Source organism: Nostoc sp. C052 (genome assembly GCF_013393905.1).
In the GTDB taxonomy this organism is placed as follows: Bacteria; Cyanobacteriota; Cyanobacteriia; order Cyanobacteriales; family Nostocaceae; genus Nostoc.
The window spans coordinates 2,006,554-2,020,613 of record NZ_CP040272.1 but is presented as its reverse complement, the minus strand read 5'-3'; the positions used below and the strand labels follow the sequence as shown (position 1 = coordinate 2,020,613).

Annotated in this window: 8 protein-coding genes; 5 read left to right on the top strand and 3 right to left on the bottom strand. The window is 42.1% G+C overall.

The features are described 5' to 3' along the window. Positions 1–314: 314 nt before the first annotated feature. From FD723_RS08070 to FD723_RS08055, 3 genes are all read left to right on the top strand, one after another. Positions 315–2,189: a DUF1565 domain-containing protein gene (locus tag FD723_RS08070; RefSeq protein WP_179064859.1), complete on the top strand. Its 1,875-nt coding sequence runs from the start codon at positions 315–317 to the stop codon at positions 2,187–2,189. A 674-nt stretch (positions 2,190–2,863) separates the two neighbouring features. Then, the gene (locus FD723_RS08060) at positions 2,864–5,932 is read left to right on the top strand and encodes a response regulator (protein ID WP_179064858.1); all 3,069 of its coding nucleotides are present in this window, start codon (positions 2,864–2,866) and stop codon (positions 5,930–5,932) included. 223 nt (positions 5,933–6,155) lie between these two features. Continuing rightward, on the top strand, positions 6,156–7,121 hold the full coding sequence (locus FD723_RS08055; protein WP_179064857.1) for a diguanylate cyclase: 966 nt from the start codon (positions 6,156–6,158) through the stop codon (positions 7,119–7,121). Between the two features lie 330 nt (positions 7,122–7,451). Here FD723_RS08055 and FD723_RS08050 read toward each other — a convergent pair whose 3' ends face one another. Further along, positions 7,452–7,637: a hypothetical protein gene (locus FD723_RS08050; protein WP_179064856.1), complete on the bottom strand. Its 186-nt coding sequence runs from the start codon at positions 7,635–7,637 to the stop codon at positions 7,452–7,454. Between the two features lie 138 nt (positions 7,638–7,775). Next, positions 7,776–9,005: a TetR family transcriptional regulator gene (locus tag FD723_RS08045; protein WP_179064855.1), complete on the bottom strand. Its 1,230-nt coding sequence runs from the start codon at positions 9,003–9,005 to the stop codon at positions 7,776–7,778. Positions 9,006–9,277: 272 nt separating this feature from the next. Here FD723_RS08045 and FD723_RS08040 point away from each other — a divergent pair, with 272 nt between their 5' ends. After that, the gene (locus FD723_RS08040; protein ID WP_179064854.1) at positions 9,278–10,135 is read left to right on the top strand and encodes a fatty acid desaturase; all 858 of its coding nucleotides are present in this window, start codon (positions 9,278–9,280) and stop codon (positions 10,133–10,135) included. A 197-nt stretch (positions 10,136–10,332) separates the two neighbouring features. Here FD723_RS08040 and FD723_RS08035 read toward each other — a convergent pair whose 3' ends face one another. Then, complete coding sequence (locus tag FD723_RS08035) at positions 10,333–12,462, bottom strand: cytochrome c peroxidase (protein WP_179064853.1); 2,130 nt, start codon at positions 12,460–12,462, stop codon at positions 10,333–10,335. 357 nt (positions 12,463–12,819) lie between these two features. Between FD723_RS08035 and FD723_RS08030 the strand changes: the two genes are divergently transcribed. Then, entirely contained in the window at positions 12,820–13,743 is a 924-nt protein-coding gene (locus FD723_RS08030) for a DMT family transporter (protein ID WP_179064852.1), read from the top strand. Positions 13,744–14,060: the final 317 nt, after the last annotated feature.

The following is a 14,060-nucleotide window of genomic DNA, read 5'->3' as shown; positions in this document are numbered from 1 at the left end:
TTTGCACTAAGTTTAGTCAAGTATTTTACGGGAAACGACAAGCTTACAAAGGACTGGGAAGAGGTATACACCAGAAAATCCACAATAGATATATTCAGTAGATATATTCAGTGAAAAAGAATGTAGGCACAATTCATGAATTGTGCCTACAAAAAATTTTGGGTAATACTTAATTAATTTTTGGAGATATCTGATGAGCATTTATTACTATGTATGAAATATCGCCAATTGGTCAATATATGGGTAATATTATCGACATAATACTCTGTAAGAGTATAAGAATTTATGATTACTTCTAAGGAGTCGTGTTAAATATGATTCTCCCTTATGTGTTTGATAAGTACCGTAGAGTAGATGTTCTGATTGCAAAGCTGAGGTTTCTGAAATCAGCAAGGCTTTTATTCTTTAGTTTTTCAGTATTATTATTTACCGTAAGTCTGGGAGCGGCAAGTTTGGCGTTCCTGGGTAGCGCGTTAGCAATTCCATCAACACCAGATTCAGCGCCTCTAGGTGAGAAAACACCTTCTCAGACTAACGTGCTGTTTGTCAACCCTAGCATCGGAGATGACAAGGCAGGCAATGGCAGCGAATCCGCTCCTGTAAAAACTATTACCCAAGCCTTGCGATTAGCTAATGCCAATACTGTAATTATGCTTTCCACGGGTACTTATAGCGCCGATACAGGAGAGGAATTTCCCTTAATTCTGAAACCGGGTGTTTCAATTCAAGGCAACCCTAGCAATCAAGGTAAGGATATTATTATTCAGGGAGGCGGTGATTACCTGAGCCGGAGCTTTGCCGGTCAAAATGTCACAATTGTTGGGGCAAACCAAGTCTTGCTCACTGGGGTGACAGTGACGAACTCTAACCCCCGTGGTTACGGTTTATGGATTGAATCTAGCAATCCAGTAGTTGCAGAAAATACATTTACTGGCAGTACTCAAGATGGGATTTCTGTCAGTGGTAATGCTGCACCTACTATTAGTAAGAATTACTTCGATCGCAATGGAGCCAATGGGATCACAATTGCTGGTAACTCTAGCCCCCAAGTGAAAGAAAATGTCTTTCACCAAACAGGTTTTGGGATTAATATTGCCCAAAATTCCGCTCCTGTAGTTATTGGCAATCAAATCCAGAATAATAGATCGGGGATTGTGGTACAAGCAAATGCCCGTCCAATTTTACGGAATAACTCTATTCAAGATAATAAAGAAGATGGTTTAGTTGCGATCGCTCAAGCAATGCCAGATTTGGGTAGTGCATCGGAACCTGGGGGTAATACATTTCAAAATAACGGCCGCTACGATATTAACGCCAGCGCTGCTAAACAGGTAATTTCTGCTGCTGGTAATAATCTTGTGAGCGATCGCATCACTGGCAAGGTAGATATTAACGGTACAACAGCACTAGCAACCCAAAATTCTCAACCTGCTGCCAATAATATCTTACGAGAAATACCAGCAACCGCTGAAATCACCTTTTCATCTCCCGAAATCTCTGAAACTATTAATGGACAAAGCAGCAACAACATTTCAGCAAACAATCCTGTTTCTACACAATTAAATAGTCAACTGCTGCCATTGGTGCCAGCTAATCTATCACTTTCCACCCCTAGATCCAATCAACAACCACCCACCTCTAAAGTTGCCGGATTTCCTACTCCTAGCAGCTTGTCAGGTAGACTGCCAACTAATACTCAAGTTACACAGCCGCCTAATACACCACAGTTAAATTATGTGCGGATCGATCCTAATACGATTGAGTTTACTGCCCCTGAGTATCCATCTAATTCAGTTGCACAGCCACCAGTTCCAACTATGAGGAATCAAATACAGCAGCCATCACCAATACTGGAAACTGCTGTCCCAGATGCTTCTGCACTTTTACCACTTCCTAACAACAATATCCCCATTGCTAATACTCGCAATCTGCGAACAAGTTCTGCAAGTATTCCATATCGTGGTAACTCTGCAACACAATTTGGTGTACGTTATCGCGTGGTAGTAACACTAGCAACTGATAGAGATAAAGATTTAGTGCGATCGCTTGTTCCTGGTGCATTTCCCACAGTTTGGGAAGGTCAAAAAGTTATGCAGGCAGGAGTATTTAGCAGTGAATATAATGCTAAAGAAATGCTCAAAACACTCTCTAGCAATGGTTTAAGAGCCATCATGGAGCCGTTGAATTAATTGGGTATTGGGCATGGGGGAATGGCACTAAGATTTCTGCAAATCCATAATTCATAAGGCTTTTGAGTGTGGGGGGTGTGGGGAGAGGAGGAGTGTGGGAGCGCGTCTGGTTGAGAAGAAAGCATAAATTCTGTTTCCTCCCTCTCCTCCCACACCTCCCCCAGACAAAGGTTAACTTTTGGCCTGAAGAAGACTCCATCGAGGATTTTCTCACCTTCTTGCGACACCAGCGCCAAGAGGCGATTTAACTAAACTGCCATGAGTCTTCTCCTCATTGATGCGATCGCTTCCTTCATCTTCAAAGGTAGTGATTATGCCGACCCTTACTTGTCACTTTATTTGTATTCTTATTCTTGACAACTTGTATTTATTTGTTCGTTGCAGTCAGTCTGGCAAATATGAAGGTCAGATCCTTTTTATTCCTTTTTTTATTGTTATTGGCGATCGCGGGTCAAAATGATATCAATTGCTTTAAGAGAGCGATGCACCGTAAATTTTGGGACTTGTCTTTATTCAGCAACGCCGATATTCCCGCGATCGCACACCCTTATACCTGCGCTGATTTGGCGTTAAGTACATTTTTGCTTCCCTGAATCGGGTATATTTTTACTTCTCGTTTACTTGCCCTAAACAATTCTAAAATCGAATCTATTTAAAAACCGTTTACCTCAGCTATGCACTCGCCAAATCCTACCTCACTCAACTCACTCACCCCTTCACTACTGACTTCTTTAGAAGTGTGTAGTGAAGAATCGGTCTATGCTCCCGGTTATATTCAGCCGCATGGAATCTTGCTGATGCTGCAAGAGCCACACCTTAGAATCTTGCAGATTAGTGAAAATGTGGAACAGTTTTTTGGGATTTCGGCAGAAGCATTGCTGGATCAACCATTACAACGGTTATTTTCTAACGATCAAGTGCAGCGACTTGCTGGGTATCTAGCTCAAGATAGCCTGGAGCTTTGCAATCCGTTTGAGCTAAAAACGCGGCGGAGGGTTGCTCAGACTGATTGGCAACAGAAAAATCAGACATTTACAGGTGTGATGTACCGGATGGTAGATGGGTTGATCCTAGAATTAGAACCTCAGCAATCGAGCAACAGCATCCATTCAACCCAGTTCTATCACCGCCTGCAAGTGGCGATCGCCAATCTCCGTAATGCCACTAACCTGAAAAGTATGGCTCAAACCCTTGCCAGAGATGTAAAAGCAATGACTGGGTTCGATCGGGTGATGATCTACCGCTTTAAGGAAGATGACAGTGGTGTGGTGATTGCGGAGCAGAAACAGAGGCATTTAGAAAGCTACTTGGGACTGCACTATATGGCGACAGATATTCCCGCGCCAGCCCGCAAGTTGTTTTGCCGCAAGTGGATACGATTTATTCCTGATGTCAATTATACCCCAATCCCCCTAATTCCCAGCAACCATCCTCTGACGGATACACCCCTGGATCTGAGTAATTCTGTGTTACGAGGAGTCTCTCACTATCACATTGAATACTTACAGAATATGGGGGTTGCTGGGTCGATGACGATTTCGTTGCTCGACGATAAACGCCTCTGGGGATTAATTGCCTGTCACCACTCCAGCCCGAAACTAGTGGATTATGAAACTCGCAAAGCCTGTGAATTTTTAGGACAGTTTGCCTCAATTGAACTGGTGCATAAGCAAGAACAAGAATTGCACTTTTACCGAACACAGGTGAAAAGGATTCAGGATCAACTGCAAAAGACATTATTGCAAGAGTCCAATTTTATTGAGCAAGTGTTGAGCCAAAATACTTTTCAATTACTGGAGCTAGTTCATGCTCAAGGAGCGGCGATTTCACTTGACGGTCATCTGACATTACTTGGTCAAACGCCATCGCTCGCCCAAGTGCATGAACTGGTGAAGTGGTTGGTGCAATACCAGGGGGAACAAGTGTTTGCGACTGATTCCCTCTCACGTTTATATCCAGCAGCGAAGGCATTTACAGATCAAGCTAGCGGCATCCTGGCAATTTCAATTTTATTCAATCATGTTAAACAAAAGTCTCACCACATTATCTGGTTTCGACCAGAGCAAATCCAGACAGTGAATTGGGGGGGCAACCCCCAAGATACAGTGAAAATCAATGAAATTGGAGAGATGGAATTGTGTCCCCGAAAGTCCTTTGAACTGTGGAAGGAAACTGTGAGAGAAACTTCCAATTCTTGGGAGATTGCGGAACTGGAAGCCGCTACCGAGATGCGAAATACACTGATGTTGGCACTGCTGGAGTTTTCCCAGATAGCCCTAGAAGAAGCGGCAGAACAAGCCGCGATCGCCAATCGTGCCAAAAGCCAGTTCCTTGCTAAAATGAGCCACGAACTGCGGACTCCTCTCAATGCCATTTTGGGATTTACTCAGTTGATGAACCGTAGCGACAAGATTCCATCTGAGTTTCAGGAAGATTTAGACATCATTAGCCGCAGTGGAGAACACCTGCTAACCTTGATCAATGATGTATTGGAAATGTCCAAAATTGAAGCGGGTCAGTTACAGTTAACGGAAAACTATTTCGATTTGCATCAACTAATCCACTCCATCAGAGATATGCTTGCTCTCAAAGCTGTAGAGAAAAGAATTGATCTGAGAATAGAACAGGATATTAGCGTTCCTCGCTATGTACATGGTGACGAATCAAAACTACGCCAAATTTTGCTCAACCTATTAAGTAATGCGATCAAATTTACGACAACAGGCATTGTCACTCTGCACTTACAAGCTTTGATCGGGAGAATGGGCAGCATCAACTCATTTGATTCAAGAGAACGCAATACCGATGATTCCAAACCAATCATCACTCTTCATATCGAAATTGAAGATACTGGATGTGGTATCGCTGAGTCTGATATGGAGACTGTGTTTGCAGCCTTTATGCAAACAGATCGAGGTCGCCATACTCAAGGGACAGGTTTAGGCTTATCGATTAGCCGTCAGTTTGCCCGTTTAATGGGTGGTGATATTACAGTGCGAAGCATCTTGGAGCGGGGATCAACTTTTATTTGTGAGGTTTTACTGAGTCTGGGAAACTCAGTAGATATCATCGCGCCAGAAACGACTCGCACTGTTATCGGTCTAGAACCCGGACAACCCACTTATCGCATTCTAGTGGTGGAAGACTTTCAAGAAAATCGTCAGTTGCTCATCAGGCTATTGGAATCAGTTGGGTTCGAGGTCAGTGCCGCTGAGAACGGAAATGAAGCGATCGCTCTCTGGGAAAAATGGCAGCCCCACCTGATTTTAATGGATATTCAAATGCCGGGAATTGATGGCTACGAGACTACTCGGCAAATTCGCGGGAGGGATGCAGGTAAAGACGTGGTGATTATTGCGGTGACGGCTTATGCCTTTGAGGAAAATTACACCACCAGCATTCAAGCAGGCTGCAACGACCACATCAACAAACCATTTATAGAAGCTATCCTATTTGAGAAGATTGCACAATACTTAGAAGTCTGCTACCGCTACCGCGAAGAAGCTTTATCAGGGTTAGACCAGCAAACTTTAATTCAGAAATCCCTAATGGTCAAAGATTTACAGGTAATGTCGCCAGAGTGGATTATTCAGGCGCATCAAGCAGCTTTGGATCTCAATGATGCCGAACTCTACAATCTCATCGCTCAAATCCCCAACGAGGAGCAAGTTCTCGCCAATGCTCTGAAATATTTGGTGGATAATTTTGAACTGGAGGCGATCGGAAATCTAACCCAAACTTAGAGGATGTTTGAAAAGTCCTCTTGTCGGTATCAAAAATTTTAGATATCACTTTTTCGCATTGCTTCCGGCAGGGGGGGAATCAAGAAATTAAGTGTATTTTGGACTATATTGGCAGCAAAAACTACTAAATATTTCTTTTTACTCCCCCTGCCTCCCCTGCATCCCCTGCTCCCCTTGCTCATTGGACGATGATTTCACTTTTTCGCGTTGCTCCCATTCCCCTATGACTAATTTACTTAAATCCCCTTGGGAAACGAATATCCTCATCGTAGATGATACCCCCGATAATCTACGGTTGTTAGCCAAAATGCTAGAGTTGCAGGGTTATACCATCCGTAAATCCATCAACGGGAGAATGGCATTACAAGCCGCCGAGCGACATCCACCGGATCTAATTCTGCTTGACATCAATATGCCCGAAATGAATGGCTATGAAGTTTGTCAACAGTTGAAAGCATCAAAAACAACAGAGCAAATTCCGATTATTTTTATTAGTGCCCTTGACCAAATTAATGATAAAGTCCAGGCTTTTGAACTGGGTGGAAAAGACTACATTACCAAGCCATTTCAAGAACTTGAAGTGCTAATGCGAGTCAGAAATCAGCTACTCATCAAACAGCAACATCAACAACTTCTTGAGCAAAATCAACGTCTAGAGAATGAAATTCAGGAACGCCTGAAAGCTGAAGCAGAGGTAAGGCAGCTATCTTTAACTGATGAATTGACAGGACTATATAATCGACGTGGTTTCTTTTGGCTGGCAAATCATCAATTCAAAATTGCCCGATGCACAGAAATATTTTGCTGTCTTTTGTTTGTTGATTTAGATGGTTTAAAGCAGATTAATGATTCTCTAGGGCATGAAATCGGAGACAGAGCGATCGTTGACACAGCCCAATTACTAAAACAAAGCTTCCGTGAGTCGGATATTATTGCCCGTATAGGAGGAGATGAGTTTGTAATATTTGTTTCTGTATGCTCTCCAAGTAATACAGACGAATTTCGTCCGCGATTGCAAGAAAATATTGAGCGCTTTAATCAAGAGCATAATTACTCATATCAACTATCCATAAGTGTTGGTGCCACCCAATGTGCTTTAAATGAAAACGTTTCACTAGAACAATTGCTAGAAGAGGCTGACAAGCTCATGTATGAGCAAAAACGTTCTAAACGCCTCAGAAATCATTAATTGTTCTATTGAAAGTAGAAAAATATATAATGTTGTCTTCTTCCCTAGATCCCCCAGCTTGCCCAGCTGCGACCGAGCAAGAATGTTGACAAAAGCTTGCTTGGAATGGAACATTGCCACAAGAGTGCCAAGTGCTGACGAGAAAATTTTTACAAGAGCCAATGCCTCATGACTCTTGTAAAACCAGTTTCAATTGCCTATTTTACCTTAGAGCCATTACGTGTAATGGGGGGCGAAAAGTATTATTTTCTCGTGGTTGTGAGCAGCGTCACTAACCTTGAGTATTTTCCTAACTTAGGATCATAAGTTGGGATTTGAGTTCTGACTGGATTAAATAGTTGAATTATATTTATGATATTTTTGGGCGCGATCGCCTTTGCTGTGAGTTGGGTTGAAAGACAGTTTGCAATATATCCAGGCGGGAGGCAAGCCACGCAAAAAATTATCACGCCGTTCGAGCAACACCCAATCCCCATCTGAAAGTACATCTACAATCTTGAATGGTGCAAACAACAATGGTAAAGAAACCTCTGTTGTTTTACCTTAATCGTTTAACTGCATCATGCTAATGAATTCTTAATTACGAATTACGAATTATGAATTACGAATTATTCGGTCACTGGCTCTGCGTCGGAGAACGCCACCTGATACTCCCTATCCTGGCTTATGATCCAAACGGGTAGCTTGTTCTAGGGCGGCTTTTTCTTTGGCTCGGCGGACATAAGGTTGTAATTGGGCGCGATCGCAACCTGTTAAAATACTTAAATTTTCCAAGGTGATTCCCCGCATCAACATTTCTACACGCCAGGTTTGTTGTGCTTGTGCTATGGCTGGCGCTTGTCCTTGGGGAGTTAATAATCCTTCACTCCATACTTGCCAACGTGTCTCAATCTCTGATTCTGAGATGGGTGTACCTGTTTCATTCAGAAACATGGCTGTTTGAGTATCTTTACGACTTTTCAGCCATTTGATTAAAGGATTATTGGTAAAAGAACCGTAGCGTTTGCCCAAAATCCACTGATTTACAGGTACTTGGCGGACAAATCCGGGGATTGTAATTTGCAAGAAGTGCCCTTGAGTATCGTAGATTTGGTGTGATCGCTCTAAGTTAATTATTTCTGTAGTGGATAATCCAGCCCCAAATAATACGTAAGCTAAGGCATAATCTCGGATACCGAATTTCCTAGCTTGTTGGAGAATTTCGTTAACTAAACTAGCTGGTAAATCAGCTACTTCTATAGTGATGAACCCTCCTTGTAAGCAGTTTGTTGCTGATTCTGCTGAAGATGACATGGCTCCATGTAAAAACAACTCCACCAAATTTTCCAGAAAATCATCCCGATCCTCCCAAAGTTCGTGAAATTCGCTGGTGAACTCAATTACGGCATATCCCAAGATCATCCCATTTAGCAAACTGGCTAATTTTTCTGCGGGTAAATAGGTATTTAGGTGTCCTTGCTGGATTACAGTAGCTAAATACTGAGCTACATAGCGGTTTGCTTCTGTTACTCCCCTGCCTAACGCGCGGCGATTTTCTGCCGGAAATTGGTCGGCTTCACCTACCACAGACCGGACGAACTCTGGTACTCGTTCTAAGGCATGTAAAGTGTCACTTGCATAATCTTTAAGAGCTTGGTAGACATTGCCGGGAGGCGTTGCCCGCCGTACCAGCGACTCACCTAAATCCTTGAAAGCTGCGGACTCTTCCAACACAGCCAAAAGCAGCCCGTGCTTATTGCCAAAATTCCGAAATAGAGTCACTTCATTGACTTCGGCTTTTTCAGCAATTTGACGGGTTGTAGTGGCGCTGACTCCATGAGCAGAAAACAACTCAAGTGCAGCTTGAATCAGGCGTTGACGAGTGGAAATGAGTTGAGAAGACATAAAGAAATGCAAGTGGCACTTGCACGGAAATTAGAGTTCTGCTAGCATAACAAATGTAAGTGATACTTGCTTTACTTTACTGTAACTAACTGGTGACAGTGTGGGTAAATCCTTAGTACACCACGGCGTTAATAGACATACCATTCAAAATCTTTGAAAACCTTATGCTCTATTCATTTTGAATTTTGAATTTTGAATTCCGCCTTGCGGTACTAGTGGGATTATGCCCAATAAAAAGTAAATCACTTCATCATCCATTAACAGGAATTTTTATGACCGCAAATTTTGGGGCGATCGCCCCTGAGAGAGGCAACTCACCTCGACTCAGTTGGACAAATGTGGTATTTTTTGCTACATTTCATGCTTTAGCACTTCTGGCTCCTTGGTTTTTTTCCTGGTCAGCATTAGCTTTGCTAGTGTTTCTGCACTGGTTATTCGGGAGTATTGGTATTTGCCTGGGATATCACCGATTACTGAGTCATAAAAGTTTCCAAGTTCCTAAGTGGTTAGAGTATGCGATCGCCCTCATTGGAGCGCTGGCTTTGCAAGGCGGGCCAATTTTTTGGGTAGGTGGACACCGCCAGCATCACGCCCACACAGAAGACATCAATTTAGATCCCTATTCTGCCCAAAGAGGATTTTGGTGGAGTCATATACTATGGATTTTCTACCCACGTCCAGAATTTTTTGACTATGAAACCTATAAAAAATATGCTCCTGACTTAGCAAGACAACCTTTTTATTGCTGGCTGGATCGCTACTTCTTACTGTTGCAAATACCCTTCGGGCTGCTGCTTTATGCCTTGGGAGGATGGCCTTTTGTGTTCTATGGAGTATTTCTCAGATGTGTTTTGCTTTGGCACTCAACCTGGTTTGTGAACTCAGCATCACATCTGTGGGGTTATCGCACCTTTGATGCTAATGATGGGGCTCGTAATCTTTGGTGGGTATCTCTCGTCACTTATGGAGAAGGATGGCACAACAACCATCATACCTATCCCCACATGGCGAAATCTGGGTTATCTTGGTGGGAAATAGATGTTACTTGGTGGAGCATCTTAGCTTTGCAGACTTTGGGTTTAGCCAAAAAAGTTGTCTCGCGTCCTCCTCAAGGTGCAACTCACGGCTAAATTACAACTAAATTATCAGGAATTTGTTAAGCCGACTGCAAGAAGCGATCGGCTTAATATTTTTGGGACTGACAAATAAAAAATATTTCAATTAACTCTTGTGGGGTAGGTATGTTGTCCCCACATAAACTGGGCGGGCAAGATGCCCGCCCCACAATGTTGGATAATTTATTTCTTGGAGTTTCCTAACTTGCTACTTAGTTCAAGAAATTTGGACTACCGCTACCACCATTCCTACCAACAGCAGGAATTTCTAGTAGACTATCTTTAGCTTTGCCAGTACCGTCATTGGGAACAGATGTAGAATTACCTGGATGTCCATTGGGGACAAACAGTTGCGGGTGGTCAAAAGGCGCTTTATCATACCTAACTCGCTCATCAGTTAGTCCTTTTAAAAAGGCGACCAATTGCTGTTTTTCTTCCTGTGAAAGGTTCAGTGGAGGAAGAACGCCAAAATCACCACCCCGATTATAAAAATCAACCACTTGTTCTAAGGTTGCCTGACCTCCATTGTGGAAATAGGGAGCGGTGAGTTCCACATTGCGAAGTCCAGGTGCTTTGAAGGCTCCGTTTGCAAACGCAGTTTCACTAGAATTCAATGGTGGAGTGAGAATGGGAGGATTTTCGCCAAGGAGAAGCTGAAATTTGCCCAACAGAGCCAATCGTGCTTCTGAAAGCGGATTACCTTGACCGTTACCAAACAAACCGTCATTACCACCCAAAGCTGGGTCTTCTATGGCAGGTCTAACGCCGATATTGAAGAAGCCATTGTCTTCCGGGGATCTTGCTCCGAACGGCGCACGTTTGATTCGTCCGTCTTTAGCCACGCTGCTTACTGAAGCAGCTGTTAATTCCGATCCAACGTGACAACCAATACACAGCCCTTTCCCCTCAAATATTTGTTTCCCTTTTTGCTGCTGCGGGGTTAAAGCAGTAGTGTTTCCTTCCAAGAAGCGATCGAAGGGCGTATCATTGGCAATAAGTGTAGACTCGTACAGCTGAATTGCCAGCCCAAAGAATAGCGAGAAGTTGTACTCAGTCAATGTGTACTCATTAGTCTCCAAGGAGCGATCGGGCCTCTTGACAATATTTCGTTGACCTTGAGCATCAACTTGGATGAGTCGATTAGACTTCCACCACTCTGGCTTGAAGGCATCTTGAATCATCTGCTCATAAGTTCTATCTTTGAGTCCGGGTTTGGGCCACCTACTATCTCGACCTAAAACGCTGTCTTGTGGATGCACTATTTGCTTACCTAAAGGTCTGAGAGCAAATAACTTTTTCCCAAGTTTTCGGGGGAGCTTTTTACCATTACTAAGTCGTCCGAACTTATCACCAATTTCTTGAAAAGTACGACCATTGGCGGACAATTCGGTAGAACTGAGTGGTGGGCCGAGCGCCTGAGAAGCCAAAGACGAATTATTCAGACTGATTTTGACAAATTTAGGCTGATTTGGGTTCTCGGCTTTGACAACAGAGGCGTTAGGATCTCTTAAACCGAAGGGATTCACCCCATTAAAGATGTTTTGTGCCCTTCCGTCCCAGAAATTGCGGAAGTTAAATGCTGCATTAATTACAGTTGGCGTGTTACGCCCTTGGACTTGGCGTACATTTATACCGCCCACATTAAACACCGGATCTGGCTCGTTTGTTACTTTGTCTTGTGCATTACCAGGTATGACATCAACAAACTTTGTATTGAAGGCTCCCTGAGAGGAACTGACATCGTTTTTGTCAGATATAAGAGTCGTAGGATCGTTTGGGTTTGACAGCTTGTGGAATGGGAAATCTTCCGGCTTTAGCTGGTAGTTTGGTAGTCCGCCTACATTAAAAATTGTATCTGGATTGGCTGTCCCATCGGTGTTAATTCGCAAAAGCCCAGGATTGATCTGATTTTTGGATCTATTGTCGGCTCCAGCATGAAAGTGGCAACTAGCACAGGAAGTTTCTCCATCGCTCCCAACCTGCATATCCCAGAAAAGAGCTTTTCCTAGCTTGATGGCGGCTACTTTGTCTTTTACGAAGTCTCCAAGGTTGTCAGGCTGTGGAACCGATACGCTTTTTAGCGAGGCTAGAGGTGGTGGCGTGACTTGGGCTGATACAGTATTTCCAGCTATTACTGCTGCCATAATCAGGGCAGCAATTGTTATAGTCTTTAAAAATCTCGATCTCAGGTACTTAAGCTTGCTATATCTAAATCTCCACTCTTGCCGCTTTATTTTTGTAATTAAAGATTTGAGCAAAAATTGACTTCTTGCAGTCAACAGCAAGTAAATTGATAAACTAGCAATGAAAATTACTAAGCTAATTATGGGTATAATCCCCATAGTTTTTTGTAAAAAATAACATCGAAATAGAGTATACATTTACGATTGGGCTTGAAATTTAATATTCATGTAAAATAATTACGTAATTTACAAATTTTATGTGAACAAAAAATACTTACTTCGAGCCACAAATAAATTGAGTAGGTAGGTAAGCTCTAAGCTCTACATTATTGAATTTGCATATATTGGGCAGGCGAGATGCTCATCCCACAAGAAATGTACAATTTCAGATGATGCAAATTAGTAGATGTACTTTAACTTATTAAGATTTTTTATCAATAAGAACTTAAAATCTTAGATATGCAAATTAGATACGTTTCAACTTACAATTAGCCCTACTTTGAGTAGGATATTTGAATGTCACTACATCAAAATTCTGGTCAGTGGCGCTTAGGGCTAGCATTATCGCTATTGACGGTCTTATTGTGGGGAATTTTACCTATTGCTCTGACGGTAACTCTACAAGTACTTGATGTCTATACCGTTATTTGGTTTCGCTTTTTGATATCATTTTTTCTGCTTGCCATGTATTTAGGAATACGCGGTAAATTACCAAAGTTAGAACAATTACGTTCTGCTTCTGGGAAATTATTAGCGATCGCAACACTTTTTTTAGGGATTAATTACTTTTTGTTCATGCAGGGTTTAGCGCTGACATCACCTGCTAATGCTGAAGTTCTCATTCAATTATCTAGCCTTTTATTAGGTTTTGGAGGATTAGTTATTTTTAAAGAACGTTACCGACTATATCAATGGATTGGTGTAAGTGTAATGATTTGCGGTTATCTTTTATTTTTTCGGGAACAACTCACAAATTTAATTACAGCACATGGCACTTATATACTTGGTAGTTTCTTGATTGCACTAGGATCGGTAGCATGGGCTATTTATGCTTTGGCACAAAAGCAATTATTACAATCTTTATCTTCCCCTAGTATTATGCTGATTATTTACGGAGGCTGTGCTTTATTATTCACTCCTCTAGCTAGAGTAAAATCACTTTTTATACTTGATGGGTTTCATTTAGAAATGTTGTTTTTTTGTGCTTTGAATACTTTAATCGCTTACGGTGCTTTTGCCGAATCATTAGAACACTGGGAAGCATCAAGAGTCAGTGCAGTAATCGCTCTAGCTCCCATTGTGACATTAATATCAGTTGTAGTTGTATCAGTTATTGCACCTTCTTTAATAGCACCAGAACATTTCACTTTCATCGCAATATTAGGAGCAGGTTTAGTAGTTACAGGTTCAGTAGCGATCGCCTTGGGAAAAGCTGATTAATTGGCATGATTTTCGGGATTTTTACTGGATTTTTCAGCTAGTGAATCCGTGCTTTATTCAAAGCTACAACATAAATACTGAGGCAGAGTATTTTTTATTTGTTATGATTTAATAGTGAAGGCAAGCTACTGAAGTCAGACGGATACTTTACCCATCTGCGTGACTTGGTAGTTTTTAATTGTTGACTTGATAGCCGAAAAATCCTTGAAAAAACATTCAAAAATCAGAATTTAGGAGTCAGAATAAATTACTAGGTAATTGGGAATCACTACTTTTTTTAACTACTAAATCTAAGATTTAGTGTGATTTTAAACCCA

What these genes read in the sequence shown, in the direction of transcription:
- FD723_RS08035 (WP_179064853.1), bottom strand. Translation starts at nt 12,462, where the DNA reads ATGGGGATTATACCCATAATTAGCTTAGTAATTTTCATTGCTAGTTTA.
- FD723_RS08060 (WP_179064858.1), top strand. Translation starts at nt 2,864, where the DNA reads ATGCACTCGCCAAATCCTACCTCACTCAACTCACTCACCCCTTCACTA.
- FD723_RS08055 (WP_179064857.1), top strand. Translation starts at nt 6,156, where the DNA reads ATGACTAATTTACTTAAATCCCCTTGGGAAACGAATATCCTCATCGTA.
- FD723_RS08030 (WP_179064852.1), top strand. Translation starts at nt 12,820, where the DNA reads ATGTCACTACATCAAAATTCTGGTCAGTGGCGCTTAGGGCTAGCATTA.
- FD723_RS08070 (WP_179064859.1), top strand. Translation starts at nt 315, where the DNA reads ATGATTCTCCCTTATGTGTTTGATAAGTACCGTAGAGTAGATGTTCTG.
- FD723_RS08040 (WP_179064854.1), top strand. Translation starts at nt 9,278, where the DNA reads ATGACCGCAAATTTTGGGGCGATCGCCCCTGAGAGAGGCAACTCACCT.
- FD723_RS08045 (WP_179064855.1), bottom strand. Translation starts at nt 9,005, where the DNA reads ATGTCTTCTCAACTCATTTCCACTCGTCAACGCCTGATTCAAGCTGCA.